This window comes from Pelagibacterium halotolerans B2 (assembly GCF_000230555.1).
Taxonomy (GTDB): Bacteria; Pseudomonadota; Alphaproteobacteria; order Rhizobiales; family Devosiaceae; genus Pelagibacterium; species Pelagibacterium halotolerans.
In genome coordinates, this window is sequence record NC_016078.1 from 1931648 (window position 1) to 1951376 (window position 19729).

Genomic DNA, 19729 nt, shown 5'->3' on the forward strand with positions numbered 1-19729 from the left:
ATGACCGACCCGCAATCCGGACCCGCGCGCGGAGCGCCCGTACGCAATCTCGCCATGGGCGTTCTGGGCATTCTTGCCATTCTGGCCCTTCTTTACGTCGGGTTTCTCGTGTTTTTCGCGGCCAGCGAACCCGAGCGCGCGACCAATCCTGCAGAAATCGGCGACCCGGCGGTCACCAGCGAGGGTGTGGCCGTGCCCGATGGCGGCGAACTGACGAACGAGCCCACCCAGGCGGCCCCGGACTCTCCCTCCCGCACGCTCGACGATGCGGGAGTGGCCGACCCCTGATTTGGGTGTACGGCCCTTTTAACCTGCGCTATCGCACACCAGATAACCGGTGTTGCCCGCCCGCTGCGCGGGCCAATGGGAGTTGACCAGAGTGAGTGTCGCGTTCACCAAGGAAGAAAGTGCGGAAACGGCAGCGGAAACCCTGCTGCCCGATCGGCCGATTTCGCCCGAGCCCAACCTTGTGACCGAGGCAGGGCTCAAAGCCCTTCACGACCAGCTCGAAGCCGCTCGCCAGGCCTATGACGCAGCCGGCGCCATTGAGGATGTAAACGACCGCCGGCGCGAGGCAGCCGGCCCGTTGCGCGATCTGCGCTATTTCGCCCAGCGCGTGCGAACCGCCCAACTCGTCCCCGCGCCGGCGCAAACCGACACCGTCGCTTTCGGAAGCACGGTCACCTTCAGCCGCGACGATGGCCGGATACAGAAATATCGCCTGGTGGGCGAAGACGAAGCCGATCCAAAAGCCGGATCGATTTCCTATGTATCTCCCCTTGCCCGCGCCCTCATGGGCAAAACCATCGGCGACGTCGCCAATCTCGGCGACAGGGAAATCGAGATCATCGATATTTCATAGGGCCATGAACCCCGCCAGGGACCGCGCGAGGCAAAGTGCCTACGTTAGATATCTGAACCACTTGCGCTCGAGCGCCGCGGTCAGGTCGATGCCGTTCTGCTTGGCAAAGATCAGCAGCATGGCCAGCACGTCCGCCGCCTCGTCCTCGAGCGCCTGGCGCAACCCATCTTCGGATTCGCCCGCGCGCCGTCCACGCCCGGTTGTCTTGAGAAAGGCCGCCACCAGTTCTCCGGTCTCCTCGGAGAGTTTCAGCGCCGCCCAGTCGCGATCCCTGTCGATATCGCACCGCGTGGCATAAGTGTCCGAAACCTGCCCCACCGCGCGCGTCAGCGCCGCAAGCTGCGCCTGCGCAGCATCCTTGTCCGGCTTCAAAAGTCGTCCCTCCGTACCACGAACAGCACCTCGATATCCTGCCAGGGATAGAAATCTTCCTGCACCATCTCAAATGTCGTGGGCCCGGTCTTGGTAACCCCCTCGCCACAGAACGAGACGAAATTGTCCGCGCTGCCCTTGTCCACTGTCAGCCGGAACGTTCCGATCGAATGCGCCCAATTGGCGCCCGAAGACAGGATATAGGTCAGCCACGCCTCGGTGAACGGCGCCGACCACGGCTCGTCCGGGTTGGTCAGCGTGCGCTCGACGGCAGATACCAGATTGTCCTCGAGGCAGTATTTTTCCTCATATTCCTCCCGCTGGCCGTATTCGGGATCGATGAACGTCGCCGCCACTGTCCCGCCCAGCCCGGGTGTGTAGCGATGCGTCACATCGACGATCTCGCCAGCCGGAAACACCGATTCCCACAGATAGGCCGATTTCAGCGTCCACGCGGGCGAATATCGCCCCGCATCGTCATAGGGATAGGGCCCAAGCGCACCGATACTCACCAGCAATTGCTTGTCCGCCTCTGGCAGCGCGTTGACGGCATCCTCGGTGGAGAGCAGATGCGGCGCCAGCGGTAGTCCCAGCTTTTGCAGCTCCTTGGTCCGATCCACCCCGAGCGCGAAAACCGACTGGTGCAGTTCCGCCTCGACCGGCTGTCCTTGCAACGTCGTCGAAAAACCGAAGACATTTTCCGGATCGTCGGTCGGAAAGCCCGCCATCTGGTAGGGCGAACTTGAGATGTCCGGCATCGGAAAGGCAATCAGAACGTGCTGATCGGTATCGGTGAGGTTCTCGAATTCATAGGCGACCCGGACCTCGTCCATGGATAGATAGAGGTCTTCGCTGAGCATGCGCACATTCTCGTTCTGCGAAAATTGCAGCCCCCCGACCCCAACGGTCGCCATCGTGTCGTTTCCATGGGCCGGGAACGCCAGCCCCAAAGCCATTGCCCCGATCGCCCATGATTTCATACCGCCACCTGTGCCTTGATATGCGGATCGGGATCGTACCCCGTGATCTCGAAATCCTCGAACTCGAAATCGAAGATCGAACCGCGCCCCGGCCTGATCGCAAGCGTCGGAAGCGGCTTGGGCGAGCGTGCCAACTGTGTCTGGGTCTGCTCGAAATGGTTGTGATAGATATGCGCGTCACCCAGCGTATGGACGAAATCGCCCACGCCAAGCCCGGTCACCTCGGCAATCATGTGGGTCAGGAGCGCATAAGAGGCGATGTTGAAGGGCACGCCCAGAAAGATGTCCGCCGACCGCTGATAGAGCTGGCAGGAAAGTTTACCCTCAGCCACATAGAACTGGAACAGGCAGTGGCAGGGCGGCAGCGCCATATCGTCGACGTCCGCCGGATTCCAGGCGGAAACGATGTGACGCCGCGAATCCGGCCTGGTCTTGATCTGTTCGATAAGGTTGGCGATCTGGTCGATATGGCGTCCATCCGGCGCCGGCCAGCTTCGCCACTGGCTGCCATAGACCGGCCCCAGATCGCCGTTCTCGTCGGCCCATTCGTCCCAGATCTTGACCCCGCGCTCCTGCAGCCAGCGCACATTGGTATCCCCGCGCAGGAACCAGAGCAGCTCATAAACGATGGAGCGGATATGGAGTTTTTTCGTCGTCAGCAGCGGAAACCCCTCGTTGAGGTCGAACCGCATCTGGTAGCCGAAGACCGAACGCGTCCCCGTCCCGGTCCTGTCGGCCCGGTCCACCCCGTTTTCCATCACATGGCGCAAAAGATCGAGATACTGCTTCATGGAGGTAAAGCTACACTGATTCTAGCCAATCGGGACGCGGCTCCAACCCGCATCATTCACAGCTTTCAGCGATAAACCTCACGCCGATGGCCGACCTCGACGACCAGAACCAGCAGTTCTCCATCAATGATCCGACAAAGGACGCGATAGTCGCCGATCCGATAACGCCAATAGCCACTCAATTGTCCCATCAACGCCGAACCCGCCTGACGTGGATCGTCGAGCCGGGCGACGACACTTTCCATATGCCGTCGGATGCGGCGTTGAGGCTCTTGGCCCAGCTTGCGGAGTTGTTTTTCGACGCCAGAACCGTACTTAACCGTCCAGGCCAAGCCGCCGCTCCATTTCTTCGGCGGAAATGATTTCACTTTCGCCGCTTTCTATCCGCCGCATAGCGGCCAGTGCGGCGTGATAGTCTTCGAGATCTTCGAGTCCGTGTTCGAGGCTCAATTGCAGGAGCTTATCCAGCGGCTCTCCCGTTTCCGCGGCCAGCGCCTTCAAGCGCGCTTCCAGTTCGGGCGACAAATCGATGGTTACGGACATGGGCGTGCTCCAATCGAAAACCAATATGGTGTGGACAAAGAATGGTGTCCACCCTCTTCCCCTCGCGGCTCATGGCCCCTATATTGAGCGTGCCGGCAACGGCTATGGCGATAAATTGCCATCGTAATAAACCCATCGGACCCGGGGGCAGTACCCGGCGCCTCCACCAAAAACTCTCTGTTTACAGAGACTTATGGGGGCGAAACAGGATCGACGAGGGCGTAAAGGGTGTGTTTTCGCTCGGCATGGTACCACCGTTATCGGACTAAAACTTATAGTTGCTAATGACAACAATAAGGCTCCGGTCGCTCTCGCCGCTTAAGCGGTGCGAGAACTGGGAATTGAAGTCCTACGCTCCTAGCCGGGCATAGGCGGGGTCCGCAGGCACCTGGCAACAGAAGCCTGCATTTCTCTTGAACCCCCGCGCAAATTCAGGCTGTTATGGGCCAAACGAGAATCGCTTAGGGAGCCGCCGTAAATGGCACAAGACCACATCCGCTACGACATTTTGGCCCAGGAAGCCCTGCGCGGCGTCGTACGGAAGGTGTTGAGCGAAGTTGCCCGCACCGGACTGCCCGGCGATCATCACTTCTTCATTTCCTTCGTCACGCAGGCCCCAGGCGTGCGCCTGAGCCAGAAGCTGATCTCGCAATACGACAAGGAAATGACCATCGTTCTCCAGAACCAGTATTGGGACCTCAAAGTCTCCGAAACCGGCTTTGAAGTGGGCCTCTCGTTTGACGGGGTCAACGAAACCCTGCTCATTCCCTTTTCGGCCATCAAGGGCTTTTTCGACCCCTCGGTCCAGTTCGGCCTTCAATTCGAGGTCGCCGAGGTTCAGTCCGGCCCGCGCGTCGTCGCGGACCCCGATGAGGCTGAAGGCGAAGAGACCGCCGATATGAGCGATACCGACGAACCCACTGCCGAAGAGAGCGGCGAAAAGGTCGTCAGCCTCGATTCCTTCCGCAAGAAATAATGTGCAGTGCGCAAGCGCTCGCTGACCATCGCCGGCCACCGCACCTCCATCGCGCTTGAGCCGCCCTTCTGGGAGGCGCTTCAATCCATTGCCGATGCGCGCAAGGTTTCGCTGCCCAATCTGATCGCCGAGATCGATGAAACGCGCGAGGACCCAAATCTGTCCTCGGCCATCCGGGTCTTCGTGTTGGCCTGGTTCCGCTCAGCGGCCCGTGCTTAGCGACTGAAGCTCCAGAGAGCCCGGCGGCAGCACCAGAAACGAAGAGCTGGGGTTTTGAGCCCCCTCCTCTTCCGGCTCCGGCGACACCTGACCGGGCGCCAGCAACTGGTTTTCCAGTTCCTCCAACTGGCGTTGCTGTTCCTCGATACGCAGGCGTTCGGCCTCTTCCTGTTGCTCCTGCAACAGCAATTCGGCCTGCCGTCGCGCCTCTTCTTCCATCAGCCGCGCCTGTTCTTCTGCGGCCGCGCGCTGACGCGCCTCCTGCTCGGCCCGCAACGCTTCGAGTTCATCGAGTTCTATTTCATAGGCCCGCATCTGGATGGCATCGACCATCGGTCCCAGATCGAGACTCCGCTCGGGCGCAAGCAGCGTTCCCTCGATTCCGACCCCGATCCGCCCCGTGGTTTCGGTAATCAGCCCGTTGCCGGCCAAAACCCGCGTCAGGGCCAGCGTCCAGTCCGCTTCAAGCGCGGCGGTTTCCACATCGAGGCTCCCCCCGCCCACCAGCCGCGCGTCGCCGCCATTTATGGCGATGTTGGCGATCCGCGCCGCGCCGCCGATCAACCGGACAAGCCCGCCCGCGTCCTGGCTCTCGAACGGCCCGGACTGGAGCGCCGTCGCGACGAGAATTTCCAGTGCCTCGGGTTCGATTTCGATAAGATTGTCCACATTGGCCGCCGCCTGGAAGGCGTCCGGCGATAGCCCCTCGATCCGCAGATCTTCCACCGAAAAACTGCCTTCCCCGTTCAGAGAACCGGCGAAAGCCCGATAGCTGTCACCGCTCCCCTGGAATTGCAGGCCAAGTGTGAGCGTGCCGCCCAGCACGTCCGCCGGCGTATCGGGCAGCGCGGCATCGATCGCAACGCCGTTGAGCGTCAGCCGCCCGCTCAAATTCTTGTCGGCAAGCGCCGACGTGCAGCACACCGTCGCATCGAGCTGGATCGTGCCGCCGCCGAACTCGCCGAACAGGCCGCGCAGCCCCACATCCTCTTCGCCCCAGGTATAGTCGAACGCCAGCGCCTCGATCAGTCGCTCCTCGCCCGCCATCAGCACCGGCGCCGTAATGGCGATCCGCCCCCGCGTCGCCCGCTGGTTCGCCCCCAGATCGATCGGGCCATCCGGCCACATGCCGGGCGAAAGGTTCAGCACGCCGGCCGGCCCCGCCAGCATCGCCGCCACGGTTTCAATATCGAGCCCATCGAACCCCAGCGCCCCCGTCACGACCGCCGTATCCCGTTGGGCGGCATAGGATAGCGTTCCCGTAATCGCCCGCTCGGCGGCAAAAGCCGAAATATCCGAAAGCGTCACGCTCTGATCGCCCACAAAGCCGATATTGGCCTGCCCCTCCAGTCCTGGAAACCAGATACCCTGGGCCTCGGCCAATTCGGCCAGCGCAACCCCATCGGCAAACAGGAAAGACGTCTGGCCCTCCCCCCGGATCGATGACAGGTCGGACAACACCAGCGTTCCGGAAAAATCGATCCGCTCCCCGCCGCCTTCGAGCGAGAATTCCGCATCCATATTGCCGCGCGGATTGCCCTCCAACCGCGCACTGGCAATCGCCCCGTCCTCCCCGGCGATAAGCGGCGCCAGGCCCAACTGGTCGAGCAAAGCGCTGCCGGACTCGGCCGCCGCTTCGAGCACCACGACCAGATTTTCACGCCCGAGGCCCGTGATGCCCCCGGTCATTTCCAGCCGGCCCGATATATCGGCGGCCCCGGCCCTGCCCTCCAGTCTCAGGGATTGTACGCCCTCGCGTCCGGGCGCTTCGAGCGCCACCGAAACGTGCGCGGGAAGGCTCCCCAAAAGGCCCTGGCGCAAAGGATTGTCCTCGCCCGCTAGCAGCCCGATGGCCGGGGCATTCGAAGCGATATCCATTTCGCCCTCGCCGGCGATCACCGGCGCCGCCAGCGTTCCCGACAGCCGCCCGGCGCCTTCGAATCCGCCCCCGCCATACGATCCTAGAGCAAGGCTTTCCAGTTCCAGCCCTTCCGCGCTCCACGCCGAACGCAGGGAAAGCTCACGCAGCGCCATCCCCGAAAGCCGCGCCGCCTCCACATCGAGGTCGAGCCGCCCCTGCGGGAAACTCAGCCCGAACGCGCCGGCCGGATCGATCGGCGGCAGCAGGGCCAGAAGCGCAGTGCTTTGGCGCCCATCGAGCGCTGATAGCCCCGCCGTCACATTGAGCGAAGGTGTATCCCCGAAGCGCATGTCGCCCGATACCGTATGGACTGTCTCGTCGAGCACCAGCAACCCGTCGCTGAACCGCAGCCTGTCATTGACCAATTGCAGCCGCCCGTTCAGCGAGCCACCCATGCCGAACAGGGGATTGTCGTCCCCGGCCCGCCGCCACAGCAACGAGAGCGCATCGAGCCGCGGCGAGGCCATCGACAGCGTGCCCTCGAACGCCGGCCATCCCGCCGCCCGGCCCAATTGCCCGGTCAGTTTGAGCGTCGTATCCCCCGACAGCCGCCCCGAAAATTCCTCGATCGTCCAGCTATCGCCGTCGCTCGTGGCGTCCAGTCGCACGTCGCGCACCGCCATGCCGCGGACGGAAAACTCGTTGATCGACATGGCAACCCGCCCCGGCAGGGGCGGCATCAAGGGTTCGGGCATGCCGCGCAACAGCCGGACGATTTCAAACGGCTGGGTCCCCTCGTCTGTCACCGCCCGTGGCTGGAGCGCAACCACGCCGCCCGAAACCGTAGCCTCGAACGCCGGCTCCGCCCCAAGGCTCAAACGCGCTTGCCCGGTCAGCCGCGTGGCCGTCTGGTTCTCGTCGGGAAGCAGCACGAATTCGGAAAGCTCGATCCGCTCGGCGTCGGCGACAAGCGGGCTTTCCAGCGTCATGCCCCCGACAACCGCCTCGCCCTGGTCGGCCGGGGCCGCCTGCCGGTACGCCAGCGTGCCCGTAAGGCTCGGCGCGCCCCCGGTTTCCAGCAACCCCTCGGCCGTCACCGAAAAGGCCCCGCTGGACGGTCGCACAAAGGCGCTGACCTGCATCTGACCCGCCGCATTCATCGCCGATGTCGAAACCCGCACGCCATAGCCAGCGCCGTCATGGACGGCCTGCCCCTGGAGGGCGAACGGCCCGCGAACGCCCGTCAGCGCCATGTCGCCGTTAAATCTCTCCGCCTGCCAGCTCTCCCCGCTGCGCAGATCGGTGAGCCGCACCACGCCATCGGTCAGCCGCGCATCGGCAATCGACACATTGGTGACGCTCGCCGATTGCGCCAGCGTGATCGGCGTCTGCAATTGCCCCTCTTCATCGATCACCAGATTGAGTTCGGGTTCGATCAACCGCAATTGGGTAACGGTGAACCTGTCACGCAGGAAATCCATGAGCGAAAGATCGGCCTCGACCAGCCGCGCCGATCCCACCGGTGCGTCGGCCGGCCCCAGCCGTGCATTCTCGAAATGCATGCGCGGTTGCGGCAGCAGGGTAAAATCCATATCCCCCGCAATCTCGACCTCGACCCCCAGCGCCTCGGCCGCCATCTGTTCCATGCGCGGCTTGTAGGCGTTCCAGTCGATGAACCAGGGAACGACGAAGGCGCCCCCCAGCAACAGGATCGCGATCAATCCGATGGCGATGTAGATGCGATTGGCCAAGCCGTTGGCGTCCTTTCCCCGATTCAGCGGGAACATTAGGCATATCCCCCCGCCGCGTCACGGTCATTCCAGTGCGATCGCCAAAAGTTTCAGTGTTTTCCGTCCGATGGCGGCGAAAATCGCCGATGCGGCACCTCTCCCTTGCGACAATGTCCCCACCGTCTTAAACCGGGCTGCACGCCCGAGCAGCGGAAATCCCATGACGACGCCGATCAAGACGGCCAAGCAGATCTATTTCGTCACCCAGCGCTGGGTCCGCCCGCATCTTGCGAGCTTTTTCGCCCTGCAACAGCCCCGCCTCTGGCTCCTCGCCATCCTGCTCGGCCTGATCGGCGGCGCGCTCGGCATCGCCTTCCGCCTCGCCATCGGCTATGTCCAATGGATCTGGCTGGGCACCACCAGCGAACAGGTCATCACCACGCTTGCAACGCTCCCCTGGTGGTGGCCGATGATCGGCCCCCTCGGCGGCGGCATCGTCGTCGGTGTCATCCTTTATTTCTGGCGCCCGCTGGGCCGCGCCGGCGGGGTCGCAGACGTCATCGAAGCACGCGTGCGCGAATCTTCGTCCCTCACCTTCCGCGGCGCCACTGTCGCCACGCTGGTCACCGCCATCACGCTCGGTTCGGGCGGCAGCGGCGGGCGGGAAGGCCCCATCGTCTATTACGCCGCCGCCGCGTCGAAACTGGGTTTCCGCATCTTCCGCCTGCCCGCCGCCGCGCGCCGCATCGCCCTGGCCTGCGGTGTGGCCGCAGCAATTTCCTCCTCGTTCAACGCACCGATTGCCGGGGTGTTGTTCGCCCATGAGGTGATCCTGGGCCATTTCGCCATGAGTGCCTTCGTACCCCTGGTCATCGCCTCAGTCGTCGCCGCCATCATCTCGCGCCTGTGGTTCGGCGAGGCGCCCGCCTTCGTCATTGATCCCGGTGCCATCACCATTTCGTCCTATCTCGAAATCCCCGCTTTCGCCCTTCTGGGCCTCGTCTGCGCCGCCGTCGCAATCCTGTTCCAGACAGCATTGATCGGTGGCGACTGGCTGTCCAAGCGCTCGGGCATCCCCGTCTGGGTTCGCCCGGCCATCGGTGGATTGCTGGTCGGGCTGATCGCCCTCGCCTTCCCCCATGTGCTGGGGGTCGGCTATGAAGCCACCGACATGGCGCTGGCCGGCTCGCTCGACCTCTGGCTCATGCTGGCCCTGATCGTTGCAAAGACCGTCGCGACCACCATAACGCTCTCCTCGCGCGCCGGCGGCGGCGTCTTTTCGCCTTGCCTCTATCTCGGCGCCATGACCGGCGGCGCTTTCGGCATCATCGCCACTTCGGTCTTCCCCGATGTCGCCTCCTCGGTCGGGCTTTACGCCCTGATCGGCATGGGCGCCGTCGCCGCAGCCGTGCTCGGCGCGCCGATCTCCACCGCCGTCATGATTTTCGAGTTGACCGGCGGGTTTGCCTTTTTCTCCATCGCCCTGCTGCTCGCCGTCGGCATCGCCACGGGCCTGTGCCAGGCCGTCATGGGCCGGTCCTATTTCCATTGGCAGCTCTATACGCGCGGCATCATGCTCGAAGAAGGCCCGCACAAACACGCCGCCCAGTTCATCCGCGTCCGCGATTTTCTGCGCCCCCTCCCCGAAGGCGAAGACAACAGCTTCGACATCGCCTCGGGCGCCCCCTGGCTGCGCCCCACCGAAACCCTCGAATCCGCCCTCAAGGCCTTCGACGCCAGCGAGGTCTCCCACCTCCCCGTCATCGAAACCAGGACCAATGCCATCATCGGCCACGCCCACCACGTCGACGCCCTTTCGAGCTTCAACAAGGCCCTGGTGGCCCATTCGCGCGAAGAGCACAGTTAAGCACAGCCGCCAACCGCAGTTTGTCCTCGGCCGAGTTCTGGGATTGGCCGCTTTCGGATCGACGCGATCGCGATAGATCCTGGGATTGGTCAGATCAAAACTGCACTCTTGACAGACTACCTACTGATAGGTAGACAACAATTATGACAAAACTCTCCTCCACCGCCGCAGACATTCTTGATTGCACCCGGACCCTGATCATGGCGGGGGGATACAATGGATTCAGCTATGCTGACATTGCCGAAGTGGTTGGCATTCGCAAGGCAAGCATTCATCATCATTTTCCAAGCAAGGTTGACCTCGTCCGCTCGCTGGTCCTCCATTATCGCGAAGACGCACGAAGCGGTTTCGCGGCATTGGAAAAGTCCTCCCCGGACCCTCGCCGTCAATTGTCGCAGTATCTTGGCTATTGGCAGACTTGCCTGTCAGACGGAACAGCACCGATCTGCATCTGCGCACTTCTGGCAAGCGAGTTGCCAAAACTCCCTCCCGAAATCGCTACTGAGGTACGCCTTCACTTTGAAACCTTGTCGCAATGGCTGTGTTCGGCGCTCGCACGCGGCGCCGAGCAAGGCGTTTTCCGGCTTTCAAACACCCCCTCGAAAGAAGCGGAGGTCTTTATGGCAACCGTCCATGGCGGGATGTTGTCGGCGCGCGTCAGTGGCGATCCAAAGCTGTTTGGCATGATTGCCACAGCCTTGCTGGACCATCTTTCCAGATGACCTGAAACCTCCATCGGCCTGTTGAATTTACTCCAAACCTACCAACTAGTAGATAGAACAATGACCCCACAATCCCAAATGACTCTCGATTTCCCCCCACAGCGCTGGCTCAAAACTTACTATGCCAGCCGAGCGGCCTTTTCTTTGATCTGGGCCGCCTCCTTACTGACCATCGGACAGCAGATCCCCCTGCTTGGCGCCGCATTGCTGGTTCTTTATCCGGCCTGGGATGCCGCAGCCAATTATCTCGACGCGGCTCAAAGCGGTGGCTTGAAAAGGAATCGCACTCAGGCCCTCAACCTCCTTGTAAGTATCGTTGCAGCCGTAGCGATCCTGGCGGCTCTCCAGGTCAGCTCGGGTGCCGTCCTCGCCGTGTTCGGAACTTGGGCCATCCTGTCGGGCTTGCTTCAACTCGGAACGGCAATCCGACGCTGGAAGTCTTCCGGTGCCCAATGGGCAATGACCCTCAGCGGCGGGCAATCGGCGCTGGCTGGAGCATTTTTCATCCTCCAGGCGCAACAGGACGTTCCAGCACTGGCGCAGGTCGTTGCCGGATACGCTGTGTTCGGCGCAATATTCTTCCTGGCATCTGCCGCTTCCCTGTTTTTTGTGAAGAAAACGGCCAAGGCGGCCTGACTGCGAAAAAGGGGCCGAACCCTACGGCCCGGCCCCTTCACCACCTTCTGACCCGAAGGCTTATTCCACGGCCCCGATCGACCAGAAATTGGTCTCGCCCGAGCTGTCGTCCACGCCGTCATTGTCGGTCACGACCCAGCCGATGCCGTCCGCATCGATGGCAAAGCCTTCGACCTTGTCGAGCACATAGCCGTTGAGCGCTTGAAGGTCGGGAATGAAATCGCGGACTTCTTCCTTGCTGACCACCGGCAATTCGCCGCCGATCTCGGCACCGACCAGTTCGGAAACCGGCACGCGGTAGAGTTTTTTAAGCTGCGCGTTTGCCGCGATCTGGTTGTCGCGTTCGACGATATAGGCGTAATCGCCATGGATGGTGATTTCCGAGAGACCCACCCAGGCGCCTTCAGCCGGCGTTTCCAGCGGATAGTGCACGGCACCCCACTCGCCCGTGGAGGGCTCGTAGGAAACCAGCTTGGTCATACCCGCTTCGTCATCGCCCCATTCGCGCTGAATGGCGATCCAGAGCACCATGTCCTCGCCAGTCCCCACCGAGCTCACGCCTTCCGAACCGAAGCGGATTTCATTGGCCAGCAGCGAGTCGGGGAACGACACTTCCTCGACGATCGCACCCTCGGCATCCACCCGATAAAGCATATGCGGAATGTCGCGGTCGGTCCGGCCTTCAGAAGCGAGCCAGAACCCGCCTTCACCGTCGAGCGTGATGCCTTCGAGGTCCAGCGCTTCGGCTGCTTCACCATCGCGGGTGACAAGCGTTGCCTCGGTAATCATCGCCGGGGTCTGCGTCGCATCGATCGTATAGATGGTCGGCATGATCGAAAGATAGCTGTCATTGACCGCATAGAGCATGCCCGCTTCGTCGGCATCGGCAACCAGACCCGAAAGCGCAACCCAACCGATCGGGGTGCCATCGTCGTTTATAGCCGACATGATCTGGGGATAATCGGGCGCATCGACGTCCTCATACGCAAAGATCATGACGTGCGAACCGGCAAGCCCGTCTTCACGCAGGTCTTCTTCATTGGCCGTCGCGATGATGTTGCGCTCGGGGATCGCCACGGCGCTTTCCGGCCCCATGCCCGAGGGGATGGACTGGATATATTCGGGTTCACCGTCGGTGGTGCGGTAGATGGCGATCAGCGAGGACCGCTCCTGCATGACAAAGATCAGCGTGTCATCGCCGAATGTCGCCACTTCCATGCCTTCGGGTTCGATGCCCTTGTTGTCCGAGCGCCCTTCGGGATAGTGCCCCAGGCTCGCGGTCACATATTCCATGGACACGCCGGATTCGTATACTTCCGAGCCATCCTTGTTATAGATGGTAAAACCGCGCGACCCGCCATTGTAGTCGCCCTCGTTCGAGGCAACGAAATGGTCGGCGTCGATCCATTTGACGGCGTCCGGCTCCCGCAGGCGCGCATCCTGGCTCCCGGTGAACGAGAGCACGCCGTCGTCTTCGGTGTCGATGCCCGCCAGATCGGTCGATCCTGCCGAAAAATGATTGATCACCTCGCCCGAATTGCCGTCGATAATCACGAAGTGGTTGTTCTCCTGCATGGAGACGACCAGTTCGTTGTTCTCGTTGAAATCGGTGAACTCGGGCTCGGGATCGCTCGGCGCGATGTCGGCCAGGCCGGTCACGTCGACTTCGATCATCGAGTCACAATCGAGCCCTTGATCGCTGGTCGAAAACAGCGTCACGTTCCCGGCGGGAAGCTGCGGGATTTCCCCGTCATTGAGGTCTTCGTCGCGCTCGTTCTCGATCGCCACGGCCAAAAGCGTGCCGTCGGGCGATTTGGCAACGGAGTCGGGCTGGCCCGAAACCTCGCAGGTCGCAACGATTTCCTTGCTGGCCATGTCGATGACGGCGACGTGGCCCGAAGGCGCCACGAAGCTCTCCGAAGTGTTGACCCCGGCAAAGGCGTACTCGCCAATCACGACGACCGAAGTCGGCTCACCGTCCATGGCGACGTATCCGGCAGCGACAGGAGCGGCCGGATCGGTGATGTCGACGAACCCGATCCCACCACCGGGGCTGTCGGAATAGACCAGCGTCATCCCGTCTTCCGAGGCCGATATGATTTCCGAGGATGTCACTTCGGCATCGGGCGCATTTTCTGCGACCGGAAAGCTGGCGATACGGTTGAAGAACGCTGCCTGCGCCGGCATGGCCGCGCTGGCGAGCAGCCCGGCAGCGAGTGCCGCGAGTAAAGTCGATTTGGTCATTGCAATCCCCTGATGCGTGAAAATCACGCCGGGGTGATAGGCCCGCTCGACAACACTTCTGTGACAGCGGCAAACTGGCCTGTGCATATACTTTTGCCGTCATCGGACCTATATACTGCGCAGGAGAACAAAAAGAGATTCGTCAAGCCCGTATGTCAGCCGCCCCGCCCCATCGTCCGCAAGGCCCCATCACCTCCCAGTTCGCCGCACGCGAGCCGGCTTACCTTGCCGGCCTCAACGCCGAACAGCGCGAGGCGGTGGAAACCACCGAAGGCCCCCTCCTCGTCCTCGCCGGCGCCGGCACTGGAAAAACCCGCGTCCTGACCACCCGCATCGCTCACATCCTTGCCACGCGAAAGGCCCGTGGCAACCAGATCCTCGCCGTGACCTTCACCAACAAGGCCGCCCGCGAGATGAAGGAGCGCATCGGCAAGCTGGTCGGCGCATCGGTCGAGGGCATGCCATGGCTCGGCACCTTCCACTCCATCGGCGCCCGCCTGCTCCGCCGCCACGCCGAACTGGTCGGCCTGCGCCCCGATTTCACGATTTTGGACACCGACGACCAGATTCGCCTCATTAAGCAATTGCTCGCCGCCGAAAACATCGACGAAAAGCGCTGGCCGGCCCGTCAGTTCGCTTCCATGATGGATGGCTGGAAAAACCGTGGCCTGCTCCCCAAGGACATCTCCCCCGCCGACGCCGGGTTCTTTGCCAATGGCAAGGGCCAGAAGATCTACAAGGATTATCAGGCGCGGCTGAAAACATTGAACGCCGCTGATTTCGGCGATCTTCTCCTCGAAGGCATTCGCCTGTTCAAGGAAAACCCCGAAGTCCTCGCCCAATATCACGACCGCTTCCGCTACATGCTGGTCGACGAATACCAGGATTCCAACACCGCCCAATATATGTGGCTCCGCCTCCTCGCCCAGTCCCGCGATGGAGTGAACAGCTCGAACATCTGTGTCGTCGGCGATGACGACCAGTCGATCTATGGCTGGCGCGGCGCCGAGGTCGACAACATCCTGCGCTTCGAAAAGGATTTCCCCGGCGCAAAGATCATCAAGCTCGAGCGCAATTACCGCTCGACCTCAAACATCCTCTCCGCCGCCTCGCACCTGATCGCCAACAATGAGTCCCGCCTGGGCAAGACGCTCCAGACCGATGTTGGCGAAGAAGGTGAGAAACTCTCGGTAACCTCAGTCTGGGACTCGGAAGAAGAGGCCCGCCAGATCGGCGAGGAGATCGAACAATACCAGCGTCAGGGCGATCCGCTCGACGATATGGCCATCCTCGTGCGCGCCTCGTTCCAGATGCGCGAATTCGAAGAACGCTTCATCACGTTAGGGCTGAACTACCGCGTCATCGGCGGCCCGCGCTTTTACGAGCGCAAGGAAATCCGCGACGCGCTGGCCTATTTGCGCATCGTCGCCCAGCCCGCCGACGATCTCGCCCTCGAACGCATCGTCAACGTCCCCAAGCGCGGGCTTGGCGATGCCACCCTGCAGATCGTCCACGACACCGCCCGCGCCGCCCAAATCCCGCTGCTGGCCGCCATCCGCGAGTTGATCGAGACCGAGGAATTAAAGCCAAAACAGCGCTCGACCTTCCGCGAACTGGTCCGCCAGATCGACGATTGGGCCGACCGACTGCGCATCATTCCCCATCACGAACTGGCCGAACAGATTCTCGATGAATCCGGCTACACCGGCATGTGGCAGAACGACAAATCCGCCGACGCCCCCGGCCGGCTGGAAAACCTGAAAGAACTCATCCGCTCCATGGAGGAGTTCGAAAATCTCGGCGGCTTTCTCGAACACATCGCGCTGGTCATGGACCGCGATTCCGGCGAAGGCGGCGATGCGGTTTCGATCATGACCCTGCACTCGGCCAAGGGCCTCGAATTCAACACCGTCTTTCTCCCCGGCTGGGAAGAAGGCCTGTTCCCCCACCAGCGCGCCCTCGACGAATCCGGCCTCGCCGGCCTCGAGGAAGAACGGCGCCTCGCCTATGTCGGCATCACCCGCGCCCGAAAGCGCTGCCGCATTTCCCTGGCCCAGAACCGCCGCATCCACGGGCTCTGGCAATCCGCCATCCCCTCGCGCTTCCTCGACGAACTCCCCGCCCAGGTCGTCGAAGTCACAGATACCGGCTCCTCATATGGCGGCTACACCTATGGCGGCCGCGCCACCACCCGGTTCGATAACCGCGACCCCTTCGAAAGCGTCTATGAAACCCCCGGCTGGCAGCGCGCCCAGCGCCAGCAATCGGCCCGCAAGGGCCCCGGCCCTGTCACCATAGACGGCGACCTCGTCGCCCGCTCCTCGGGCCCCTCGGCCGCCTATGGCGTGGGCGAACGCGTCTTCCATTTGAAATTCGGCTACGGCACCGTCACCGCCGCCGAAGGCAACAAGCTCTCGATCGATTTCGAAAAGGCCGGGCCGAAAAAGGTGTTGGATAGTTTCGTGAAGCGGGGGTGATTGCCTTGCCGCGCGGCAATCACCCCCGTCCGCTTCCTCACCGCCTCAGCCAATTGTGGCGACACCACGATTTCTCTTTGACATCGATCAACACGCGGAACCGCCGGGCCACGCAAAGTGTTTTGTCTGCATACACTTCAGCCCAGCGGAGCGCCCCCATGTCAGACCTTCATCCCGGTATCGCCACGGCAAATCCCGATGCCTTCCGCATCAACGATCATGAAGATTACGATTCCGGTGAAGGCCCCATGACAGCGTCCCAGGCCGCCGAACTGCTCTGCCTCGCCCAGCGCGCCGAAGAACCCGACGCCTATGACGACGACCTCTCCAGCCTCGAAGCGGCCAACCGCATCAAGCTGCTCAAACGCAAGCTCGACGGATAGCGCGGTCACGCCAGCCTGTAGAGCACCGGCATGGGCGCGGTGCGATTGGCGTCGAAATTGGCCAGCACATAATCGCGGAACGAGCGCTTGAACAAAAGGCTGGGCAGCACGTCGCCCAACCGGTCCCAGCGGCAATGGTTGATCAGCGTCAGCCCACCCGAGTGCCCCGCGTCCGGCAGAATTACCGTCGAATTGTCCAGCCCCGTCTGGTCGGCAAACCACCCCGCGGTATATTCCCAAACCGCTAGGTTTCGCTCCGGGCTCTCGGCAAGAAAATAGTTGAAAAGGAACACCCCGTCGCGCCGGTGGTCGACCGGCCCGATCCGCCGCACATTGTGGCCCACGATCAGCTCCGCCCGCTTTGCGCCCGCGCGTCCGCACGCTTCCAGCGCGCCGAATGCTGAACTGGAGAGCAACCCCCGCGCCCTTTCCGGCGTATCGGTTTCGATCAGGACCACCACGTCGAACCGGGCCTGCGCCACGTCGGGACGGGACTTTTTATAGCGGCCTTCCCCCGGCGGCACGACTAGCGCCTTGAACACGACAGCCTCCCGCACGCCTTCCAGAACCCCGATTTCTGCCGCCAACGCCTTGAGATCGGCCAACAGCCGCCGCTTGCCCGCGCTGTTCGTGAGATAAAACGGAAACGGGCTGTGATCGACTTCAAGCGCAAAGACGATATAACCATGCCCATTGGGCTCGATCAGCGCAATCTTTGGAAACCGTCCGGTTTTCCCGACGACAGTGAGAGAACCCGTTTCGATGCCTTCATTCATGAACGCACCTTTGCGTGCTAATTACATATAGTGTAATATACACACAAATGTTCGACTATCAAGCCGCCACGCCCCATTGGGTCAATCGATTGTCGTTTCTCATTCGCGCCGAAGTGCAGCAGCGCTTCAAGGCCGCGGGCTATGCCATAACGGCCGAGGAATGGGCGATGCTCATGCTGCTCTGGCCCAACGCGCCCCAGTCGATGGGTCAGTTGGCTGCCGTCTCATTGCGTGACCGGACGACCGTCACCCGCCTCGTCGATTCCATGGTGGCAAAGGGCCTGCTCGAGCGCACCCCCGCGCCCAATGATCGCCGCTCGGTCCTTGTCGATCTCGGCCCGAAGGGCCGGGCCCTCGAAGCCCCCCTGACCGCCATTGTGGGCGATTTCATCGCCCAGGCCACCAAGGGCCTCTCGGCCGACGAGATCGCGCGGGCCAATGCCGTGCTGCAAAAGATGACCGCCAACATTCTGGGCGAAAACGACCCCTTGAGCTAAACGCAACCTTTACCCGCCGATGCCAAGCTGGAGGCGAATTTGGGGAGCGGCCGGGAACGGCATCGATGAAGAACATACTTTTGCACGAACCTGCCCTTCCGACCGCCGGACGCAATCGGGAAACCGACGCGCTGGGCCTTTACGAACAGGCGGCATCGATCGTTCCCATGGGCGCGTTCTCGTGCGATCTCTCCAGCGAAGCGCTGAGTTGGACCGGCGGCGTGTTCGACATGTTCGGCCTGTCGGGAACGCGCGCGCCCGAGCGCCAGATCGCGGTGGAAATGTACACCGAGGCGTCCCGCGAATTGCTGGGCCGCAGGCGCTCGCACGCCATCGCGACCTGTTCCGCCTTTTCGCTCGATGCAAACATAATCCGCCCCGACGGCACGGAGCGCTGGATACGGATCAACGCCGCCGTGCGCAGCGTCAACGGCCGGGCCGAAACCCTTTACGGCATGAAGCAGGATATAACCGAGGACCGGGCCCGCTGGGAGGTCCTGCGCGCGCTGGCCGAATGCGACCCCCTGACCGGAATTGCCAACCGTGCCCGGTTCCAGCGTTTCCTCGATAACCCCGCCGACGAGCCGGCCCCCGTTCGCGTCGGCGCGCTCATCCTGTTCGATCTCGACGGCTTCAAGCAGATCAACGACCGCTGGGGCCACGCCGCCGGCGATGCCTGCCTTGTCGCGTTCGGCAGGCGTTTGCGGCGGGCCTTCCCGCAGGCAATTCTGGTCTCGCGCATCGGCGGCGACGAATTTGCGGTCCTACTTCCGCCGGTCGGCTCGCCAGCGACGGTCGAACGCGACCTGCGCGTGTTGACTCAAGGCCTTCTCGGCCCCGTCCCCTGGAACGGCGATCTGCTGCCCATCGGCGCCTCGGTCGGCATCGCCTTCACCTCGCGCACCGCCGAACTCGACCCCAACCAATTGTTCCTCACGGCCGATCGGCAGCTCTACGCCGCCAAGAAAGCCGCCTCCGCCCCGCGCGTTTGGGCCTGACGCCAAACCGCTATCCGGTCATCGAAAGCAGCGCCTGCCCCCTACCGTTCCCGCCCGGAACGTGGCAAACAACACCCATGAGCACCCTCACAACAATCGGCTTTGATGCCGACGACACGCTTTGGGAAAACGAGCACTTCTTCCGGCTCACCGAAGCCCATTTTTCCGAATTGCTGGCTGATTATGCCGAGCCTGAAATCCTCGCCTCGCGCCTGCTCGAAGCTGAAAAGCGCAACCTTGCCCATTACGGTTTCGGCATAAAGGGGTTCACCCTCTCAATGATCGAGACCGCCATCGAGATCACCGATGGCAAGGTGCCCGGCGACACCATCGGCCGCATCGTCGCCGCCGGCCGCGAAATGCTCAGTCATCCGGTCAACACCCTGCCCCACGTCCACGAGACGCTCGAAGCCCTCACCGCCAGCCACACCCTGGTGCTGATCACCAAGGGCGACCTGTTCGATCAGGAGCGCAAGCTGGCCCAGTCGGGCCTTGGCGATTTTTTCAACGCCGTCGAGATCGTCTCCGACAAATCCCCCTCAACCTACGCCACCGCCTTCGCCCGCCACGGCGACGGCCCCGACCGCGCCATGATGGTGGGAAATTCCCTGCGCTCGGACGTCCTCCCCGCCATCGAAGCGGGCGGCTGGGGCACCTACGTCCCCCACGAACTCACCTGGGACTACGAGCGCGCCGAGGAACCGGGCAACGTCCCCCGCTTCACCAAAATTGAAACGCTGGCAGAGCTCCGGCCTCTGATCGAACGCCTCAAGGGCTAGAGCGTGTCCAGCAGAA

20 protein-coding genes and 1 other RNA gene are annotated in these 19729 nt (G+C 62.4%); 13 read left to right on the plus strand and 8 right to left on the minus strand.

What is annotated here, in order from left to right:
• Positions 1–288 carry a hypothetical protein gene (locus KKY_RS09480; RefSeq protein ID WP_014131113.1) on the plus strand — a complete coding sequence of 96 codons (288 nt, stop codon included), beginning with the start codon at positions 1–3 and terminating at the stop codon, positions 286–288.
• Between the two features lie 91 nt (positions 289–379).
• Positions 380–862: a transcription elongation factor GreA gene (greA, locus tag KKY_RS09485; protein WP_014131114.1), complete on the plus strand. Its 483-nt coding sequence runs from the start codon at positions 380–382 to the stop codon at positions 860–862.
• A gap of 39 nt (positions 863–901) precedes the next feature.
• Here the strand turns inward: greA and KKY_RS09490 are convergent, their stop codons facing one another.
• The 5 genes from KKY_RS09490 to relB form a co-directional block, all read right to left on the minus strand.
• Positions 902–1234, minus strand: coding sequence for a MazG nucleotide pyrophosphohydrolase domain-containing protein (locus KKY_RS09490; protein WP_014131115.1), 333 nt, complete (start codon positions 1232–1234; stop codon positions 902–904).
• Positions 1231–2214, minus strand: a complete 984-nt coding sequence (locus KKY_RS09495; RefSeq protein ID WP_014131116.1) for a DUF4424 domain-containing protein — start codon at positions 2212–2214, stop codon at positions 1231–1233. The genes KKY_RS09490 and KKY_RS09495 overlap by 4 nt, the downstream gene beginning before the upstream one ends.
• Positions 2211–3005: a thymidylate synthase gene (locus KKY_RS09500; protein WP_014131117.1), complete on the minus strand. Its 795-nt coding sequence runs from the start codon at positions 3003–3005 to the stop codon at positions 2211–2213. Before KKY_RS09500 ends, KKY_RS09495 begins: the two co-directional genes overlap by 4 nt.
• Before the next feature lie 65 nt (positions 3006–3070).
• Positions 3071–3337, minus strand: coding sequence for a type II toxin-antitoxin system RelE family toxin (locus tag KKY_RS09505; RefSeq protein WP_041528679.1), 267 nt, complete (start codon positions 3335–3337; stop codon positions 3071–3073).
• A complete protein-coding gene (relB, locus tag KKY_RS09510; RefSeq protein WP_014131119.1) occupies positions 3321–3548 on the minus strand; it encodes a type II toxin-antitoxin system RelB family antitoxin in 228 nt (75 codons plus the stop codon). The genes KKY_RS09505 and relB overlap by 17 nt, the downstream gene beginning before the upstream one ends.
• Positions 3549–3600: 52 nt before the next feature.
• On the opposite strand from relB, the gene ssrA reads away from it, so the two are divergent.
• From ssrA to KKY_RS09520, 3 genes are all read left to right on the plus strand, one after another.
• Positions 3601–3957, plus strand: a transfer-messenger RNA (tmRNA) gene (ssrA, locus tag KKY_RS19980).
• Positions 3958–4026: 69 nt separating this feature from the next.
• The gene (locus KKY_RS09515; protein WP_014131121.1) at positions 4027–4524 is read left to right on the plus strand and encodes an SspB family protein; all 498 of its coding nucleotides are present in this window, start codon (positions 4027–4029) and stop codon (positions 4522–4524) included.
• 6 nt (positions 4525–4530) lie between these two features.
• Positions 4531–4743: a ribbon-helix-helix domain-containing protein gene (locus tag KKY_RS09520; protein WP_014131122.1), complete on the plus strand. Its 213-nt coding sequence runs from the start codon at positions 4531–4533 to the stop codon at positions 4741–4743.
• On the opposite strand, the gene KKY_RS09525 is transcribed toward KKY_RS09520, so the two are convergent.
• Positions 4726–8391, minus strand: coding sequence for an AsmA family protein (locus KKY_RS09525; protein ID WP_014131123.1), 3666 nt, complete (start codon positions 8389–8391; stop codon positions 4726–4728). The two genes, KKY_RS09520 and KKY_RS09525, sit on opposite strands and share 18 nt — an antisense overlap.
• A gap of 163 nt (positions 8392–8554) precedes the next feature.
• Here KKY_RS09525 and KKY_RS09530 point away from each other — a divergent pair, with 163 nt between their 5' ends.
• The 3 genes from KKY_RS09530 to KKY_RS09540 all read left to right on the plus strand — a co-directional run bounded on the left by KKY_RS09530 (position 8555) and on the right by KKY_RS09540 (position 11559).
• Entirely contained in the window at positions 8555–10201 is a 1647-nt protein-coding gene (locus tag KKY_RS09530) for a chloride channel protein (RefSeq protein ID WP_014131125.1), read from the plus strand.
• Positions 10202–10344: 143 nt separating this feature from the next.
• Entirely contained in the window at positions 10345–10923 is a 579-nt protein-coding gene (locus KKY_RS09535; protein ID WP_014131126.1) for a TetR/AcrR family transcriptional regulator, read from the plus strand.
• A gap of 78 nt (positions 10924–11001) precedes the next feature.
• A complete protein-coding gene (locus KKY_RS09540) occupies positions 11002–11559 on the plus strand; it encodes a DUF308 domain-containing protein (RefSeq protein WP_014131127.1) in 558 nt (185 codons plus the stop codon).
• 60 nt (positions 11560–11619) lie between these two features.
• Here the strand turns inward: KKY_RS09540 and KKY_RS09545 are convergent, their stop codons facing one another.
• The gene (locus tag KKY_RS09545) at positions 11620–13803 is read right to left on the minus strand and encodes an esterase-like activity of phytase family protein (protein WP_014131128.1); all 2184 of its coding nucleotides are present in this window, start codon (positions 13801–13803) and stop codon (positions 11620–11622) included.
• A gap of 152 nt (positions 13804–13955) precedes the next feature.
• On the opposite strand from KKY_RS09545, the gene KKY_RS09550 reads away from it, so the two are divergent.
• Positions 13956–16280, plus strand: a complete 2325-nt coding sequence (locus KKY_RS09550) for an ATP-dependent helicase (protein ID WP_014131129.1) — start codon at positions 13956–13958, stop codon at positions 16278–16280.
• 158 nt (positions 16281–16438) lie between these two features.
• Entirely contained in the window at positions 16439–16663 is a 225-nt protein-coding gene (locus KKY_RS09555) for a DUF3072 domain-containing protein (RefSeq protein WP_014131130.1), read from the plus strand.
• 5 nt (positions 16664–16668) lie between these two features.
• On the opposite strand, the gene KKY_RS09560 is transcribed toward KKY_RS09555, so the two are convergent.
• Positions 16669–17439: a hypothetical protein gene (locus KKY_RS09560; RefSeq protein ID WP_014131131.1), complete on the minus strand. Its 771-nt coding sequence runs from the start codon at positions 17437–17439 to the stop codon at positions 16669–16671.
• A gap of 47 nt (positions 17440–17486) precedes the next feature.
• Here KKY_RS09560 and KKY_RS09565 point away from each other — a divergent pair, with 47 nt between their 5' ends.
• The 3 genes from KKY_RS09565 to KKY_RS09575 all read left to right on the plus strand — a co-directional run bounded on the left by KKY_RS09565 (position 17487) and on the right by KKY_RS09575 (position 19713).
• Complete coding sequence (locus tag KKY_RS09565) at positions 17487–17936, plus strand: MarR family winged helix-turn-helix transcriptional regulator (RefSeq protein ID WP_014131132.1); 450 nt, start codon at positions 17487–17489, stop codon at positions 17934–17936.
• A 65-nt stretch (positions 17937–18001) separates the two neighbouring features.
• Positions 18002–18934: a GGDEF domain-containing protein gene (locus KKY_RS09570; RefSeq protein ID WP_014131133.1), complete on the plus strand. Its 933-nt coding sequence runs from the start codon at positions 18002–18004 to the stop codon at positions 18932–18934.
• A gap of 77 nt (positions 18935–19011) precedes the next feature.
• Complete coding sequence (locus tag KKY_RS09575; protein WP_014131134.1) at positions 19012–19713, plus strand: HAD family hydrolase; 702 nt, start codon at positions 19012–19014, stop codon at positions 19711–19713.
• Positions 19714–19729: the final 16 nt, after the last annotated feature.

Excerpts from the sequence above, each read along its gene's own strand:
- KKY_RS09480 (WP_014131113.1), top strand. The coding sequence starts at position 1 with ATGACCGACCCGCAATCCGGACCCGCGCGCGGAGCGCCCGTACGCAAT.
- KKY_RS09495 (WP_014131116.1), bottom strand. The coding sequence starts at position 2,214 with ATGAAATCATGGGCGATCGGGGCAATGGCTTTGGGGCTGGCGTTCCCG.
- KKY_RS09500 (WP_014131117.1), bottom strand. The coding sequence starts at position 3,005 with ATGAAGCAGTATCTCGATCTTTTGCGCCATGTGATGGAAAACGGGGTG.
- relB (WP_014131119.1), bottom strand. The coding sequence starts at position 3,548 with ATGTCCGTAACCATCGATTTGTCGCCCGAACTGGAAGCGCGCTTGAAG.
- KKY_RS09515 (WP_014131121.1), top strand. The coding sequence starts at position 4,027 with ATGGCACAAGACCACATCCGCTACGACATTTTGGCCCAGGAAGCCCTG.
- KKY_RS09525 (WP_014131123.1), bottom strand. The coding sequence starts at position 8,391 with ATGTTCCCGCTGAATCGGGGAAAGGACGCCAACGGCTTGGCCAATCGC.
- KKY_RS09530 (WP_014131125.1), top strand. The coding sequence starts at position 8,555 with ATGACGACGCCGATCAAGACGGCCAAGCAGATCTATTTCGTCACCCAG.
- KKY_RS09535 (WP_014131126.1), top strand. The coding sequence starts at position 10,345 with ATGACAAAACTCTCCTCCACCGCCGCAGACATTCTTGATTGCACCCGG.
- KKY_RS09540 (WP_014131127.1), top strand. The coding sequence starts at position 11,002 with ATGACTCTCGATTTCCCCCCACAGCGCTGGCTCAAAACTTACTATGCC.
- KKY_RS09545 (WP_014131128.1), bottom strand. The coding sequence starts at position 13,803 with ATGACCAAATCGACTTTACTCGCGGCACTCGCTGCCGGGCTGCTCGCC.
- KKY_RS09550 (WP_014131129.1), top strand. The coding sequence starts at position 13,956 with ATGTCAGCCGCCCCGCCCCATCGTCCGCAAGGCCCCATCACCTCCCAG.
- KKY_RS09555 (WP_014131130.1), top strand. The coding sequence starts at position 16,439 with ATGTCAGACCTTCATCCCGGTATCGCCACGGCAAATCCCGATGCCTTC.
- KKY_RS09560 (WP_014131131.1), bottom strand. The coding sequence starts at position 17,439 with ATGAATGAAGGCATCGAAACGGGTTCTCTCACTGTCGTCGGGAAAACC.
- KKY_RS09565 (WP_014131132.1), top strand. The coding sequence starts at position 17,487 with ATGTTCGACTATCAAGCCGCCACGCCCCATTGGGTCAATCGATTGTCG.
- KKY_RS09570 (WP_014131133.1), top strand. The coding sequence starts at position 18,002 with ATGAAGAACATACTTTTGCACGAACCTGCCCTTCCGACCGCCGGACGC.
- KKY_RS09575 (WP_014131134.1), top strand. The coding sequence starts at position 19,012 with ATGAGCACCCTCACAACAATCGGCTTTGATGCCGACGACACGCTTTGG.